This window comes from Amycolatopsis thermophila (assembly GCF_030814215.1).
Lineage (GTDB): Bacteria > Actinomycetota > Actinomycetes > Mycobacteriales > Pseudonocardiaceae > Amycolatopsis_E > Amycolatopsis_E thermophila.
Map to the genome: position 1 here is coordinate 6,685,288 of NZ_JAUSUT010000001.1, position 15,506 is coordinate 6,700,793.

The window sequence follows — 15,506 nt, forward strand, 5'->3', positions numbered from 1 at the left end:
ATCCGCGAGCCGGCTCACGATGACGACAAGGTCCCCGGCAGGGCCCGCCGAGGGCGACTCACGATGACACCAAGACCTCCGGGGCTCCCCGGCGGGGCTCGACGACGACCCGCGTCGCACACCGCGACGGAGGGAGGCGGCCACCCTTGTCGCTCAAATATATTTTACTTAGTATTGCTGATGAGCGTCGAACTTCTCAGCGGAGCGAGGTCACCACCATGCAGCACAAGCCGCTCACGGGCATCAGGATCCTGGAGATCGGCGGTTACATCTCCCTTCCCTACGGCACCTCACTCCTGTGCGCCCTGGGAGCCGAGGTCGTCAAGGTCGAGAAGCCGGGAGACGGCGAGGACTTCCGGCGGCGGGACAACAACCGCAGCGTGTACTTCATCCAGGTGAACGCGGGCAAACGCAGCCTGGCCGTCGACCTGAAGCACCCGCAGGGCGTGGCCCTGGTGAAGAAGCTGATCCCGCGGTTCGACGTGGTCCTGGAGAACATGCGGCCCGGCAAGCTGGCCGCGCTCGGGCTCGGGCCGGACGACTGCCGCGCCCTGCGGCCGGACCTGGTCTACGGATCGGTGACCGGGTTCGGCAACGGCGGGCCACTCGCCTCGCGCCCCGCCTACGACACGATCGGTCACGCCTTCGGTGGCCTCTACTCCCTGTTCAGCGATGCCGGGAACTACCAGCTCGCGGGCGGGCTGTGCGCCGACCTCGTCACCGGCCTCGCCACCGCGACCGGTGTGCTCGCCGCCCTGGTCGGTCGCGCTTCATCGGGCACCGGACAACACGTCGAGACCTCGATCATGGAGGCGGTCAGCACCCTGACCACCGACGCCATCACGCAGTACTTCGAGACCGGGACGGACCCGGACCGGCAGAGCAGGCACCCGCAGGCCCAGAACTTCTGCGTCAAGACCGCCTCGGGCGAGTTTCTCGCGATCCACCTGTCGTCGTCGCAGAAGTTCTGGCGATCGCTCTGCGCCGCCATGCACCGGCCGGACCTCGCCGAGGACCCGCGGTTCGCCGAGTTCCGCCACCGTGAGCGGAACTACTTCGAACTGGTCAAGATCGTGGAGGCCGAGTTCGCCACGAAACCGAAGGACGAGTGGGAGAAGCGGCTCACCGAGTTCGACGTCCCCTTCGCACCGGTGCTGACCATGTCCGGCTACCTGGAGCACCCGCAGGTGAAATGGCTCGATCTGATCGAGCCGGAGCGCAACGGGGTATCGCTGGTCCGGCCACCCTGGCGATTCGAAGGCTCCCGCCCGGACCGTGGCGGCGACGCCCCCCGCGTCGGGCAGCACAGCCGCGAGGTCGCGTCCGAGATCTGTGACGACGCCGAGATCGACGAACTCGTCGCGGCCGGCGTGCTGTACGTGGAGTCCTGAGGCCGAACCGGATGCCCACCGTCGAAGAAGCCCTCCAGCCCGAACCCGGCTTGGGTGGTGGCCGCGGTGCGCGAGTGCGACGACAATCGGCGGCCGAGCACCTGTTCCCGGACCGACGGTGCCGCACACCCGCCTGCTTCCGCTCGTGCGGCTCGTCTCCTGAGCGGTGGCCGGCGTCGAGCCGAATGTGATCGGCACAGGTCCGTGCCGGCGACGCCGAAATCCCCGCCCGTCAGCCGCTCGCCCCGGCCGCGCCCGGGCCGAGCTGTGACCCATGTCAACGCACCGCTGGGCGTCGGCGTCACGCCCCGTCCGCGGTCACGAGGTCGACGTCCTCGAACTCCGGCTCCGGCCGCTCCACTCCACTATGGACGATGCGCGGGGTGGCGGCGCGGTTGACCTGCAGGCGGAACACGTCCGGGCGCGAGTAGTGGCCGACCGGGTCGCCGGCGGACTTGGCGATCGCGATGAGCGAGAAGTCCAGGTCCGCGAACAGCAACCCCTCCTCGGTCTCGGCGAGCGGAGCAGCCAGCTCACTGCCCTCGGGGCCGTAGATCCGCGCGAACCCGCCGCCCTGGAGCAGCAACTGCTTCTTCACGTCGTCGTCGCAGAACACCTCGTGCGCCGCGGCGCCGACCACGCCGCACGGCGCGAGCACGAACGTCTGGCCCTCCACGGCGTACACCAGGCTCGCGGCGGTGTTCACCTCGGGACCCAGTGCCTTCGCCCCGCCGCGGTACACCGAAAAGCTCGGCCACGAGCCCACGTGGATCTGCTCCCCCAGGCTGTACATCGTGTACTTGGTCAGCGGCTGGAAGTGCTCCCAGCAGTTCAGCGCGCCGAGCCGGCCCAGCTTCGTGTCGTGCACCTGGAGGTCACTGCCGTCGCCCTCGCCGAACACGCTGCGCTCGACGTGCGTCGGCTTGAGCTTGCGGCGCACGGACAGCACGCGGCCGGTGTCGTCGACGAACGCCTGCGACATGTACAGGCTGCCGCCCGCCCTCTCGCTGAAACCGAGGACGACGTGCACGCCGTGCTCGGCCGCGGCGGCCGCGATCCGCGCCATCTCCGCGCCGTCGCGGGTCATCGAGTTCTCGCTGTACCGCGGCACGAACCGCATGCCCCAGGCGCGAGTCGAGCCAGATCCACCACGGGTAGCCCGGCAGGAAGGTCTCCGGGAAGGCGACGAGCCGGGCACCTCCCGCGGCGGCTTCGGCGATCAGGCCGACCACCTGGTCGACACCGGCGGCGAGGTCCAGCCACCTCGGTTCCGCCTGGACAACGGCAACGCGAACCTGTTCTGTCACGGCAAGCCTCCGGGGTGAGTCGCAACTGCTACCGGCTCACTATCCGATGCTCAGGCGTGCGCGCGGACCGACAACGCGTGCCGCGTCACTGACCGGACGTGCCACGGAACTGCCCGGGGGACAGACCGGTCTCCTGCCGGAACACCCGGTAGAACTGGCGCTCCCCGGCGAACCCGCACGCCACGGCGACCGAGTCGAGCGGGCGCCCGGGATCGGCCCGCAGCAACGACTTCGCGTGCTCCACCCGGATGCGCCGCAACACCGTGCCCACCCCGCCCGGGGCGCCGGCGAACAACCGGTACAGGGTCCGCCTCGAGATCAGGAACGCGCGCGCCACGTCGTCGACGGTGAGGTCCGGGTCGGCGTGGTGGGCGTGCAGGAAGGCCTCGATGCGCCGGCGGGTCAGGACGTCGTTCCGCGGCGTCTGGCCGGCGGCGAGGGACAGCGCGGACGCCATCAGCGCACGCCCCTGCGTCGCGAGCGTGGCCGCACCGAGCGGGTCGGTCTCCTGCAGGCGCGCGAGGCCGCGGAAGTACTGCGCGACGACTCCGGCGGGACTGTCCACACCGAGCGTCACCGCGGTGACGCCCCGGGCGTCGCGCAACCCGGTCTCGGCGAGCATCCCGTTCAGCGGCACCTGCACGACGACCTGTTCGAACGGGCCGTCGAAGTGCAGGGTGTACGGCCGCGTGCTGTCGTAGAGGGCCATCTGACCGGGCGCCAGCTCCGCCACCCGGCCGTCCTGTTCGATCCGGCCCTGGCCGCGGGTCTGGATGCTCGCCAGCAGGTACTCCTCGCCCGCCCGGGCGATCAGCTGGGGCGTGCGCCGGACCCGCTGCCCGCTCGCGTGCACCGTCGTCATCTCGAAGGAGTCCAGATCGGCGTGCACCAGCCTGCCGTCGAACCGGCCCGGCCTCGTCGGTGCCGCCGCCAGCTGCACGAACGTGTCGCAGATCAGGTCTCGCCAGTACTCGAACGCGCGCGCCGCGGCGACCGCCGAAGTGGACCAGACTCCGGCGGAGCCGGTGGGCCGGGGGCCGCTCATCGCGCCATCATGCAATGCCGCGTGTGAGCACGCAACGCCCGCGCCGCATCCGAAGACCGCGTCCCGCACCAAGGAACCGGGGATGACCGCCGCCTTCGTGACGCCTCAGATCCGGTTCCGCTGGATCAGCTGCTTGGCGATGACGCCGCGCTGGATCTCGTTCGTGCCCTCGCCCACGATCATCAACGGCGCATCGCGGAAGTAGCGCTCCACGTCGAACTCCGTCGAGTAGCCGTAGCCGCCGTGGATGCGCACCGCGTTCAAGGCGATCTCCATCGCCGTTTCCGAGGCGAACAGCTTCGCCATCCCGGCCTCCATGTCGGCACGGACACCGGAGTCGTAACGGCGGGCGGCGTGGAGCACGAGCTGGCGGGCGGCCTCGAGCTTGGTGCCCATGTCCGCGAGGTAGTTGCCGATCGACTGGTGCTGCCAGATCGGTTTCCCGAAGCTCTCCCGCTCCTGGGCGTAGCGCAACGCGTCCTCGAGCGCGGCCCGGCCGACACCGAGCGCCCGGCAGGCGACCTGGATGCGGCCGATCTCCAGTCCACGCATCATCTGCGCGAAGCCCTGCCCCTCCGCGCCGCCCAGCACCGCCGTGGCCGGCACGCGGAAGTCGTCGAAGGACAGCTCGCAGCTCTCCACGCCCTTGTAGCCCAGCTTGGGCAGGTCGCGGGAGACGTGGAACCCGGGACCCTTCTCGACGAGCAGCACCGAGATGCCCCGGTGCGCCGGGGTGGCCTTCGGGTCGGTCTTGCACAGCAGCGCCACCAGCTGCGACCGCCGGGCGTTGGTGATCCAGGTCTTCGACCCGTTGATCACGTAGTCCTCGCCGTCGCGACGGGCGGACGTGCGCAGGGCCTGCAGGTCGGAACCGCCGCCGGGTTCGGTCAGCGCCATCGTCGCCCGGATCTCACCGGTCGCCATCTTCGGCAGGTAGCGCTCCTGCTGCTCCGGCGTGCCGAAGGTGACCAGGAGCTTCGACACCACCGTGTGCCCGCCCATCGCGCCGGCCAGGCTCATCCAGCCGCGCGCCAACTCCTCCGTCACGGCCGCGTAGCACTGGGCCGACACCGCAGCCTCCCCCCAGGGCTCGGGAATCGCCAGTCCGAACACACCCATCTGCTTCATCGCCTCGATGAGCTTCTCGGGATGGGTGTCGGTGTGGTCGAGTTCCTGCGCGACGGGTTTGACCTCGCGGTCCACCCAGTCGCGCACCACACGAACGATCGCGGCTTCGTCCGCGCTCAGCCAGTCCATACCGGTTCCTCTCACGTCGCCGTTGCTCTATCATGAGAGGTGATGACCGGGGTCGTGAAATACCATTTCCTGATCTCGCCATGCCTGATCGCGATGACCCGAGGACGCGATGGATTTCAAGCAGCTCACGGCGCTGGTGACGGTCGTCGAGGTGGGCAGCGTGACCCGCGCGGCGGAGCTGCTGCACCTCGTGCAGCCCGCCGTGACCCGGCAGATCAAGGCGCTGGAGCAGGAGCTCGGCGTGGCGCTGTTCGAGCGGACCCGGCAGGGCATGCGGCCCACCGAGGCCGGTGTCAGCCTCGCCGAACGCGCCCGGCGGGCCCTGGCCGAGCTCGAACGGGCCCGCGCCGAGCTGTCACCCGCGCCCGGTGAGGTCACCGGCATCGTCACCCTCGGGCTCCTGGAGAGCACCGCCGCGCTGATCGCCGAGCCGCTGGTGGCCGCGATCCTGCGCCGACACCCCGGCATCGAACTGCGCCTGCAGACCGCCTACTCCGGCCACCTGCAGCGGTGGCTGGACGACGGCGACCTCGACCTCACCCTGCTGTACAACCTGACCAGCTCACCCACGCTCAACGTCACCCCGCTCGTGCGGGAACGCCTGTGGGTCGTGGCTCCCCCGGCCGAGGGCCTGCGGGCCGACCACCCGGTCCCCTTCGCCGATCTCGCCGAACGAGCCGTCGTCATGCCGGCCGCGGGACACGGCCTGCGCGCGTTGATCGAGGCAGCCGCCGCGAAGGCCGGAACCGACCTCACGAGCACCGTGCAGACGAATTCCATGACCCTGCAGAAACAGCTCGTGCTGGCCGGGCACGGCTGGACGATCCTGCCGGCTGTGGGCATCGCCGACGACGTGACCGCGGGCATCCTGAGCGCGGCTCCCGTCACCGCGCCGGAGGTCTGGCGGTCCATCGTCCTCGCCACGCCGCGCTCCGGCCGCGTCCCCGCGGCGGTGGACGTCGTCGCGCGAGAACTCACCCGCCAGGTGCACCTCTCCGTCCGCGAGGGCCGCTGGCCCTCGGCCGAAGCGACCACCGGGAACGAGGGACCATGAACCACGAGACCGTTGCCCGCGCCCCGGACGGCACCCGCCTGGCGGTGCAGACCGCCGAGGCCGGGCGGCCGCTGGTGCTGCTGCCCGGCCAGTCCAACAACCACACCTGGTGGGACGCCGTCCGCGGGGACTTCCACACCACGCACCGCACGATCACCTTCGACTACCGCGGCACCGGCGCGAGCGACAAACCCGACGAGCCCTACTCCACTCAGGAGTTCGCCGACGACGTCATCGCCGTGCTCGACCACCTCGGCATCGCCGAAGCCGACGTCTACGGCACGTCGATGGGTGGCCGCACCGCCCAGTGGGTCGCCATCAACCACCCCGGACGGGTGCGCCGCCTCGTGCTCGGGTGCACCTCGCCCGGCGGGCCGCACGCCGTCGAACGCTCCAGCGACGTGCGGCGCGCCCTCATCCGGCCCGACGCGGCCGAAACCCTCGCCGACCTCATGTACACCCCGGCCTTCCGGGCGCGCCACCACGGTCCTCATCGGACACTCGGCGATCCGGCGATGCCGGCGCACGCCCGCAAACACCACCTGGCCGCCAGCAACGAACACGACGCGTGGGACGCCCTTCCCCGCATCACCGCACCCACCCTGATCCTGCACGGCGACGACGACCAGCTCACCCCCGCCGCCAACGCCGCACTCCTCGCCGAGCGCATTCCGGACTCCCGCGTGCACCTGTTCCCCGGCGCCCGCCACGCCTACTTCGAGGAATGCCGCCCCGAGGCGAGCGACCTCGTCCGGGAGTTCCTCACCGGGTGACTGGTCTCGGCGGCTCTCGCGGGCACCACCGTCACACTCGACGCCGCGCTCGACTGAGACGGCCGGGTCCGGCGATCGAGCCTCGGCGAGACCCGGACAGGGGTTGACCGCACACACGGGCCCTTTTATAGTCACCATGACTATTAAGGAGGTGTGCATGCACGGGTACGACAGGCACGCCTACGAGCCGTTCGCGGTCACGGTCGACCTCGCCGTCTTCACGCTGCGCGCGGGCCGGTTGCGGATCCTCCTCGTCGAACGCGGCGAGGAACCGTACGCGGGGTCCTGGGCGCTGCCCGGCGGATTCCTGAAACCCGACGAGTCCGCGGAAACCGCCGCGCGGCGGGAGCTGGCCGAGGAGACCGGGCTCGCCGACGTGGCCGGGCTGCATCTGGAGCAGCTGCGCACCTACAGCGAACCGGACCGCGATCCCCGGATGCGGGTCGTGTCGGTGGCCTTCACGGCACTCGTCCCCGACGCTCCACAGGCGGTGGGCGGCGGGGATGCGGCCCAGGCCGCGTGGCTGCCGTTCGGGGAGCAGGGGCCGCTCGCCTTCGACCACGACCGCATCCTCGCCGACGCGCACCACCGGATCGGCGTCGAGCTGGAGCGCACCAGCCTGGCCACGGCGTTCTGCCCGCCCGAATTCACGCTCGGCGAGCTGCGGCAGGTCTACGAAGCGGTGTGGGACACCGGCCTCGATCCCGCGAACTTCCGGCGCAAGGTCCTCGGCACCCCCGGGTTCGTCACGCAGGTCCCCGGCGAATCCCGGCTCACCGGCGGGCGCGGCAAACCCGCCGCGCTGTACCGCGCCGGCGGCGCCACGACCCTGCACCCCCCGCTGCTCAAACCGCGTCCCGGTTCGACGGAAGGACCCTCGTGAGCACGTTGTCCACCGGATCACTGCTGGGCCTCGCCCTGGGCGACGCGCTCGGCGCGCCGACCGAGTTCATCGACGTGCCGGCGATCCTCGCCCGGTGCGGGCCCTGGCGGGAGATGGAGCTGCCGGGCCCACTGGCCCGCATCACCGACGACACGCAGATGGCGCTGGCCGTCGCGCGCGCCCTGCGGACCACTGGACGGCTCGAGCCGTCGGGGTTCGAATCCCGGCTGCGCGCGGAGTTCGTCGACTGGCTCCACTCGCCCGAGAACAACCGCGCGCCCGGCATGACCTGCCTGCGCGCCTGCCGGATCCTGGAGGACGGTGGCCCCTGGGCGGACGCCAGTCAGATCACCTCGAAGGGGTGCGGGGCGAACATGCGGGTCACGCCGCTCGGTCTCGTTCCCGGGCTCACCGACGAACAGCGCGCGGGCGGAGCTCAGCTGCAGGCGGGTCTCACCCACGGCCATCCGGCCGGGCTCGCCGCCGCCGATCTCACCGCGCACACCGTCCGGCTGCTCGCCGAGGGCACGGAGCCGGACGTGCTGGCCGGCCGGTTGCGCTCCTACGCCTGGGAAAACCGGGAGACCTACCACGAGCGGTGGCTCGGCGACCTGTGGACCCGCGCCGGTGACGCCTCCCCACGGCGGTTCATCGCCCGCGGCTGGGACGAGTGCCTCGCCGTCCTGGACCGCGTGGACGAGGCCGTGCGAAGGGCCGACCCGGAGGCCGACCCGTGCGCGGCGACGGGCGCGGGCTGGGTCGCCGAGGAAGCGCTGGGCACCGCACTGCTGTGTTTCCTGCTCTTCCCCGATGAACCGGTCCTCGCGCTGCGCCGGGCAGCCTGCACCTCGGGCGACTCGGACTCGATCGCCGCACTGGCCGGCGCGTTCGCGGGCGCCCGGCACGGCGCCGGCGCATGGCCCGAGCCGTGGACCGCACGCCTGGAACACCGCGACGAACTCCTCGCGTTCGGCGCGGCGTGGGACGCGACGTAGCTCCCCGGCACCCGCAGCGCTTCGGCGCGCGAGACGAGGCGACCCCGGCCAGAATCACGATGTGATGGCTCGACGTGACCCGGCTCGGCGCGCGCCGGGGCCGGCAACCGGTTCCGGCTGGGCGCACCGCCACCGCGACGTGTCCGGGGGCTGGCTGCGGCCCACGGTGTTCGGGGCCGTCGACGGCCTGGTCACCAACGCATCGCTGATCGCCGGGGTCGGCGGTGGCGGTGTCGCGCCGCACACGATCGTGCTGACCGGCCTGGCCGGACTCGTCGCCGGCGCGTTCTCCATGGGCGCGGGCGAGTACGTGTCCGTCACCAACCAGAACGAGCTCGTGCACGCGGAAGTCGCCCTCGAAGCGGACATGCACGCCCGGTTCCCGCAGCAGGAACACGACGAGCTCGTCGCCCGGTTCGTCTCCTACGGCGCCGACCACCAGACCGCCTCGCGCATGGCCGAAGCCGTCGCACGTGACCCGGAACAGGCACTGCGCCTGCACACCCGCGAAGAGCTCGGCGTGGATCCGCACGATCTGCCGTCCGGATCGATGGCCGGCATGGCGTCGTTCACCGCTTTCTCGATCGGCGCGCTGCTGCCCCTGCTGCCCTACCTGGCCGGTGGTCGCACCCTCGTCGCGTCGCTCGTCATCACCGCGGTCGCGCTGCTGACCGGCGGGATGACGGTCGGCAAGCTCACCGGCCGTCCACTGCTGCGGTCGGGACTGCGCCAGCTCGCCCTCGGTGGGCTGGCCGTCGCTGTCACGTTCGGAATCGGCCGGCTCATCGGCGCCCCACCGGCATGACCGGACCGGTGCGCCTTCCCGCCTGGTGGCGCGGCATCAGCCCGCGCCGTCGCCTGCTGGTGACCGCGATCGCCCTGCTGGCGGCGGCGGGCGTCGTCGCGGGTGTCGTCGCCGCCGTGCGGGGTGACGCGCCCGGCAGCGGGCGACCGTCGCAGGACCAGCCGGGCCCGGTGCTGCTGGTGCCCGGCTACGGCGGCGCCCAGGCAGCGCTCGCGCGGCTCGCCGAGCGGATCCACCAGGTCACCGGCCGCCCGGCCGAGGTGCTGACACTGCCCGGCGACGGCACCGGTGACCTCCTGGACCAGGTCGCCGTCCTCGACGACGCCGCGGAACGCGCACACGCCCGCGGGGCCCCCTCGGTGGACGTGATCGGGTATTCCGCCGGTGGTGTCGTCGCCGCGTGGTGGGTGACCCGCGACGGCGGCGCCCACCAGGCGCGCCGCGTCGTCACGCTCGGCGCGCCCCTGCACGGCACCCAGCTCGCCGCCACCGCCACCGTGCTCGATCCGGCCGCCTGCCCGACCGCGTGCCGGCAGCTCGCGCCGGGCAGTTCGCTGCTGCAACAGCTGCAGAACCAGCCCGTCCCCGAGGACCTCCCCTGGCTGTCGGTGTGGACCGAACGCGACGAGGTGGTGGTGCCGCCCGACTCGGCCCGGCTCACCGGCGCGGTCAACGTTCCGCTGCAGCAGGCGTGCCCCGGCAACCAGGCCACCCACAGCGACCTCCCCACCGATCCCCAGGTCACCGCCCTCGTCCTCCGTGCGCTCGGCACCGCGCCGCTGTCCGCGCCCGCCACCTGCGGTTAGCTGGTGACGTCCCGGGTGGCGAAGTTGGCCCACGCCGCGCCGAAGAACACCACGATGTAGCCGGCCTGCAACAGCAACCCCTGGTCGATGTTGCGCCAGAGCACCGGATCCCGGAAGAAGTCGATCCAGGACAGCCAGTAGTGCGTGGGCAGGTACGGCTTGAGCGACGCGGCGGCGTCCAGGGTTTCCAGCACCGAGCTGGTGATCAGCACGGCGAGCCCGCCCAGGGCGGCCGCGAGCGCGGAATCCGTCGTCGTGGACAGGAACACCGTGATCGCCGCGAAGCCCACCATGGACACCACGATGTAGGCCACCGCGCCGAGCAGCCGCCACCCCAGCGAGGTCGAACTCAGCGCCGTGCCCGACATCGACACCACCCCCGCCGCCGGGCCACCGCCCACCACGCCGCCCTGGCCGCCGGTGCCGAACAACAGCACTCCGACGACCAGCGAGGTGAGCACCACGAACGCGATCGCGGCGGTCACGTACACCGCGACCGTGACCAGTTTCGCGACGAGCAGCCGGGTCCGCCCGACCGGGCGGACGAGGAGGTAACGCAGCGTGCCGCCGGCCGCCTCCCCCGCGATCGAGTCCCCGGCGGCCACCGCGACCGCGATCGGCAGGAACAGCGGCAGCACCAGCGCGAGCGCGGCGGCGGGGTAGAGCGAGCCGTCGCTCACCACCGCGGACAGGAACGCCCCGCCCTGCCCGGGCGGCGGCGGGAAGTCCGCCGTCGCCAGGAACACCGCGACGATCGCGGGCAGCAGGCACAGCAGGCCGACACTGACCCACATCCGCGGCCGCAACACGAGCTTGCGCAGCTCCACCCCGATCATCCGGGCTCCCCGAAGCGGTCGGAGCCGGGCCCGGTGACGTCCAGGACGACCTGCTCCAGGGTGCGCCGCTCGGCCCGGATCGACCGCACCCGCACCCCGGACCCGACCAGCCAGGCGTTGAGCGCGGCCGGGTCGTCGTGCCGGACGAGCAGGGCTTCGCCGTCGCGGGACTCCACCCGCCCGTCGAGCACCGCCGCGGCCGCGGCCGCGTCCGGGGTGGCGACCAGCACCCGGCCGGTCGGCGTGTGGAGCGCGGAGAGGGCGTCCTCGAGCACGAGGCGGCCGCGGTCGACGACGCCGACCCGCGTGCACAGCTGCTCGACCTCGGCGAGCAGGTGGCTGGACAGGAACACGGTCGTCCCGTCGTGGTTCAGGTCGACGAGGAGTTCCCGGATCTCCCTGATCCCCTGCGGGTCCAGGCCGTTCGTCGGCTCGTCCAGGACGAGCAGCCGCGGCCGCCGGATCAGGGCGGCGGCGAGCCCGAGGCGCTGTCGCATCCCCAGCGAGTACGCCTTGACCGGGCGCTGGTCGATCTTCGCCAGCCCGACCCGCTCGAGCGCCTCCTCGATCCGGCGCTGCCGGGTCCGCCGCCCCCCGCCCCGGCCCGCGGCGTCGAGCAGGGCCAGGTTGCGGCGCCCGGACAGGTGCGCGTAGGCGCCCGGCCCTTCGACGAGCGCACCGACCTGCGGCAACACCTCGGCGATCCGCCGCGGCACCGGCCGGCCCAGCACCTCGATCTCCCCGCTGGTCGCGTACACCAGGCCGAGCAGCATCCGCACCAGCGTCGTCTTGCCCGATCCGTTCGGGCCGAGCAGGCCGTACCGGTCACCCTCGCGCACCCGCAGATCCACCGCGTCGACGGCCACGGTGCGGCCGAACCGCTTGGTCAGCGCGCGGGTGGTGATCACCGGATGCTCCGCTGGACGAGTTCACCGGCGACCTCGCCGAGCACCTCCGGGACGACCAGGCCGGCCACCAGGTAGCCGCGACCGCCGTCGGGAGGCTGCACCACCGCCAGGGACAGCGGCGTGATCGACAGCACGACGGCCCGGCCCGCCGTCAGGACCAGCTTCGCCCCGCCGGCCCGTTCGGCGGCATCGGCCACCGACGAGGCCGCGTCCGGCGGCACCCGGACGACGGCGAACGTCGCCAGACCCCATCCGTAGAGGGCGACGCCGTCGACGCCCGAGACGCGCGCGGGGCGGCCGTGCAGAGCCGACGGCAACCGGGACCGGCCCAGTGCGCGCAACGCTTGTGCCACGTCCGGGGCGCTCGTCACGGTCAGTCTCGTTCCCGCCGCCCGCTCCGGCGCGGTGACGACGGGGGCGGTCCGGTCGAGTTCGTCGAACGCGGTCACCAAGCCGGGCGCGCGTTGCCCGCGGGCGGTCACCTCGACGCGGACGGGCAGCCCGGAGGCGGGGTCCGCCCACACGTCGGCCTGCCCGATCGCGGTGTCCGGGTCGGCGGGGACGATCCGGAGACCGGACGCGGCCACGCCGGCGACGTTCCGCCCGGGCAGGGCGCTGACCGCGTCTCCCGCGGTGGATCGCAGGAGCCACCGCGCGAGATCGGGCGGCAGCAGGTCGCTCGCCCGCGGGAGCCGGAGCGAAGGGGTCCCGGTGAACGCCGTGAGCGTGTTCGTTCCGTAATCCCAGCTGTACTCGCCGTCGGGCAGCCGGTAGACGTCGCGCTCGCTGGTCGCGGTCAGCACGGCGACGCGGTAGCGATCGGGCCCGGCGTACCAGGCGTGCATGGTGGTGGTACCGGCGAACAGGGCCGCGACATCGGAGAGGTCCGGCAGATCGGGCAGCGCGAGAGCACCGGCACTGCGCGCATATCCCTGGTACGGCACGGAGTCCGAGCGCAGCACCAGGTCGCGCAGACCGGCCGGGTCGAGCACCCGCCCGGCCGGCCGCAGCGCGGCGACGATCGCGGGCACCGACAGCAGCACCGCGGCCACCGCGGCCACCACCGTCCACCGGTGCCGTCTCTCACGCCGCACGACGGACAAGGGCACCACCACCTCTGGGTTCCTTTGTACGCCCCGGAAAGCCGCGCTTGGGAGTCCGTGCCCGAGCCGTGTCCCGGCACGGGCAGGACGAGCGCGGTTCAGGTGACGCACCCGGCCACCTCGACGCTTCAAGACCGAACGTTCTCCCTGTACACTGGAACCGACCAGAAAGCGGGTGACCAGGTGTCCGAAGCACGATCCCGGCTGCTCGGCACAGCCAGCCGGCTCTTCTACGCGGAGGGACTGCACTCCGTCGGCATCGACCGGATCGTCGCCGAAGCGAGCGTGACACGGGCCACGCTGTACCGGCACTTCCCCAGCAAGGACGACCTGGTCGTCGCCTACCTGACCGCGGCGGACGAACTGATCCGGACCCAGGTCGAATCCGTTCGCACGGCGGGGCATTCGCCGGCCGACACCGTCCGGGCCGTCGCCGGGACGATCGCCGACGGCATCCGCTCCGACGGGTTTCGCGGGTGCGCGTTCCTCAACGCGGCCGCCGAGTACCCCGACCCCGATCACCCGGTTCACCAAGCCGTCCTCAACCACCGGACCTGGTTCCTCGACACGGTGACCGAGTTGATGGCCGACACCGGCGAGACGGAGCCCGAGCCCCACGCCAGGCATTTCGTCATGCTGCGGGACGGCGCGATGGCGGCGGGCTGCCTGTCCGACCCGGAACCGATCTGCGAAACCTTCCTGCTCGGCGTGGAAGGGATCCTGAAGTACCGCGACGCTTCCGTCGTGGACAAGGCCGCGGTGAAGGCCCGCCGGCGCTGACCGCGACCCGCACCCTGCGGCCGTCGACTCCACTCTTCCGATCCCGGCCGCGGCCCGGCCCGGATCCGCGATGCGCCGGTGCCCCGCCCCGCCGGATCGCGGCGGGACGGGGCACCGGCCGGGCGAGTTCAGCGGCCGTAGGCTTCCAGCAGCCGCAGCCACACCTCGCTGACAGTGGGGAAAGCCGGGACCGCGTGCCAGAGCCGGTCCAGCGGCACCTCGCCGGCCACGGCGATCGTCGCCGCGTGCAGCATCTCCGCGACGTCCGGGCCGGCGAGGGTGAAGCCGACGATCACCTCGCGGTCCTCGTCGACGACCATCCGGGCGTGCCCCCGGTAACCCTCGGCGTGCAGGGCGGACCCGGCGGTGGCGGCCAGGTCGTGGTCCACGACCCGGATCCGCAGCCCGGCCGCCTCGGCCTGGGCCGCGGTGAGCCCCACCGACGCGATTTCCGGGTCGGTGAAGACCACCTGCGGCACCGCGCGTTCGTCGGCGGTCGCCGCGTGCCGGCCCCAGGGGGCGTCGTCGACGGGCTCTCCTTTGGCGCGGGCCACGATGATGTCCCCGACCGCACGGGCCTGGTACTTGCCCTGGTGGGTGAGCAGCACGCGCCGGTTCACGTCGCCGGCGGCGTAGAGCCACCCGTCGCCGACCGGGGCACCGCCCTCCCCGAGGACCCGCATGGTGTCGTCGACCGTGAGCCAGGCGCCCGGCTTCAGGCCGGCCGTCTCCAGGCCGATGTCCTGGGTGTTCGGCGTCCGCCCGATCGCGACGAGGAGCTCGTCGGCTTCGATCCGCTCGCCGTCGGTGAGCGTGATGACCACCGTGCCGTCGGCGTTGCGTTCGACGGACCCGGCCTCGGCACCGGCCCGCACCGAAACACCCTTGTCCCGCAACGACTCCGCGACCTGCTCGCCGACGAACGGCTCGTGGAGGTGCAGCACACCGTCACGGGCCAGCATGGTCACCGACGACCCCAGTTCGCTGAACGCCGTCGCCATCTCCGAGGCCACCACCCCACCGCCGATGACCGCGAGCCGGGCCGGCACGGACTCGGCCGCCACCGTTTCCCGGCTGGTCCACGGCTTCGCCTCGCGGAGGCCTTCGATGTCCGGGACCAGCGCGCCACTGCCGGTGGCGACGACGACCGCGTGCCGCGCGGTCAACGTCGTGGTCGTGCCGTCGGCGCCGGTCACCGCGACGACCCGGTCGGAGGCGATCCGGCCGTGCCCGCGGTACAGCGGCACACCCACCGACTCCAGCCAGGACACCTGCGCGTCGTCCTGCCAGTTCGACGCGAAGGAGTCACGACGGCGCAGCACCGCCGCCACGTCCAGCTCACCCGTCACCGCCTCCCGCGCTCCCGGAACCTGCCGGGCCGCGCGGAGCGCCGCCCCGCTGCGCAGCAACGCCTTGGTCGGCATGCACGCCCAGTAGGAGCACTCACCGCCGACCAGTTCCCGCTCGACGATGGCGGCGGTCAGCCCGCCCTGCACCACCCGGTCGGCCACGTTCTCCCCCACCGGGCCGGCACCGATGACGATGACGTCGTAGGCGCTCATG

At 72.4% G+C, this 15,506-nt stretch carries 15 protein-coding genes and 1 pseudogene; 8 read left to right on the top strand and 8 right to left on the bottom strand.

Going from position 1 to position 15,506, the window contains the following annotated elements; genetic code table 11:
* Positions 1-218: 218 nt before the first annotated feature.
* Positions 219-1,391, top strand: a complete 1,173-nt coding sequence (locus FB470_RS32725) for a CaiB/BaiF CoA transferase family protein (protein ID WP_306997867.1) — start codon at positions 219-221, stop codon at positions 1,389-1,391.
* A 301-nt stretch (positions 1,392-1,692) separates the two neighbouring features.
* On the opposite strand, the gene FB470_RS32730 is transcribed toward FB470_RS32725, so the two are convergent.
* The 4 genes and pseudogenes from FB470_RS32730 to FB470_RS32740 all read right to left on the bottom strand — a co-directional run bounded on the left by FB470_RS32730 (position 1,693) and on the right by FB470_RS32740 (position 5,000).
* Positions 1,693-2,502 carry a carbon-nitrogen hydrolase family protein gene (locus tag FB470_RS32730; protein WP_306997869.1) on the bottom strand — a complete coding sequence of 270 codons (810 nt, stop codon included), beginning with the start codon at positions 2,500-2,502 and terminating at the stop codon, positions 1,693-1,695.
* Positions 2,503-2,581: 79 nt separating this feature from the next.
* Positions 2,582-2,698: pseudogene (locus FB470_RS35890) on the bottom strand (carbon-nitrogen hydrolase family protein); the annotation flags it as partial.
* Between the two features lie 85 nt (positions 2,699-2,783).
* Positions 2,784-3,743, bottom strand: coding sequence for an AraC-like ligand-binding domain-containing protein (locus FB470_RS32735; RefSeq protein ID WP_306997871.1), 960 nt, complete (start codon positions 3,741-3,743; stop codon positions 2,784-2,786).
* 105 nt (positions 3,744-3,848) lie between these two features.
* A complete protein-coding gene (locus tag FB470_RS32740) occupies positions 3,849-5,000 on the bottom strand; it encodes an acyl-CoA dehydrogenase family protein (RefSeq protein WP_306997873.1) in 1,152 nt (383 codons plus the stop codon).
* Positions 5,001-5,109: 109 nt separating this feature from the next.
* Between FB470_RS32740 and FB470_RS32745 the strand changes: the two genes are divergently transcribed.
* The 6 genes from FB470_RS32745 to FB470_RS32770 all read left to right on the top strand — a co-directional run bounded on the left by FB470_RS32745 (position 5,110) and on the right by FB470_RS32770 (position 10,316).
* Positions 5,110-6,054: a LysR family transcriptional regulator gene (locus tag FB470_RS32745; protein WP_306997875.1), complete on the top strand. Its 945-nt coding sequence runs from the start codon at positions 5,110-5,112 to the stop codon at positions 6,052-6,054.
* Positions 6,051-6,827 carry an alpha/beta fold hydrolase gene (locus FB470_RS32750; protein WP_306997877.1) on the top strand — a complete coding sequence of 259 codons (777 nt, stop codon included), beginning with the start codon at positions 6,051-6,053 and terminating at the stop codon, positions 6,825-6,827. The genes FB470_RS32745 and FB470_RS32750 overlap by 4 nt, the downstream gene beginning before the upstream one ends.
* Positions 6,828-6,984: 157 nt before the next feature.
* The gene (locus FB470_RS32755; RefSeq protein WP_306997879.1) at positions 6,985-7,710 is read left to right on the top strand and encodes an NUDIX hydrolase; all 726 of its coding nucleotides are present in this window, start codon (positions 6,985-6,987) and stop codon (positions 7,708-7,710) included.
* Positions 7,707-8,705, top strand: coding sequence for an ADP-ribosylglycohydrolase family protein (locus FB470_RS32760; protein WP_306997882.1), 999 nt, complete (start codon positions 7,707-7,709; stop codon positions 8,703-8,705). The genes FB470_RS32755 and FB470_RS32760 overlap by 4 nt, the downstream gene beginning before the upstream one ends.
* A 64-nt stretch (positions 8,706-8,769) precedes the next feature.
* Entirely contained in the window at positions 8,770-9,510 is a 741-nt protein-coding gene (locus tag FB470_RS32765; protein ID WP_306999602.1) for a VIT1/CCC1 transporter family protein, read from the top strand.
* An 8-nt stretch (positions 9,511-9,518) separates the two neighbouring features.
* Positions 9,519-10,316 (top strand): lipase family alpha/beta hydrolase, encoded by a 798-nt coding sequence (locus FB470_RS32770; protein WP_306997884.1) that lies wholly within the window; start codon positions 9,519-9,521, stop codon positions 10,314-10,316.
* Here FB470_RS32770 and FB470_RS32775 read toward each other — a convergent pair.
* From FB470_RS32775 to FB470_RS32785, 3 genes are read right to left on the bottom strand one after another with little or no spacing between them, the layout of a single operon-like run.
* The gene (locus FB470_RS32775) at positions 10,313-11,152 is read right to left on the bottom strand and encodes an ABC transporter permease (protein ID WP_306997886.1); all 840 of its coding nucleotides are present in this window, start codon (positions 11,150-11,152) and stop codon (positions 10,313-10,315) included. The two genes, FB470_RS32770 and FB470_RS32775, sit on opposite strands and share 4 nt — an antisense overlap.
* On the bottom strand, positions 11,149-12,060 hold the full coding sequence (locus FB470_RS32780) for an ABC transporter ATP-binding protein (RefSeq protein WP_306997889.1): 912 nt from the start codon (positions 12,058-12,060) through the stop codon (positions 11,149-11,151). Before FB470_RS32780 ends, FB470_RS32775 begins: the two co-directional genes overlap by 4 nt.
* Positions 12,057-13,154 carry a hypothetical protein gene (locus FB470_RS32785; protein ID WP_306997890.1) on the bottom strand — a complete coding sequence of 366 codons (1,098 nt, stop codon included), beginning with the start codon at positions 13,152-13,154 and terminating at the stop codon, positions 12,057-12,059. The genes FB470_RS32780 and FB470_RS32785 overlap by 4 nt, the downstream gene beginning before the upstream one ends.
* Positions 13,155-13,346: 192 nt before the next feature.
* Between FB470_RS32785 and FB470_RS32790 the strand changes: the two genes are divergently transcribed.
* On the top strand, positions 13,347-13,943 hold the full coding sequence (locus FB470_RS32790) for a TetR/AcrR family transcriptional regulator (RefSeq protein ID WP_306997891.1): 597 nt from the start codon (positions 13,347-13,349) through the stop codon (positions 13,941-13,943).
* Between the two features lie 128 nt (positions 13,944-14,071).
* Here the strand turns inward: FB470_RS32790 and FB470_RS32795 are convergent, their stop codons facing one another.
* On the bottom strand, positions 14,072-15,505 hold the full coding sequence (locus tag FB470_RS32795; RefSeq protein ID WP_306997893.1) for a dihydrolipoyl dehydrogenase family protein: 1,434 nt from the start codon (positions 15,503-15,505) through the stop codon (positions 14,072-14,074).
* Between the last annotated feature and the right edge of the window lies 1 nt (position 15,506).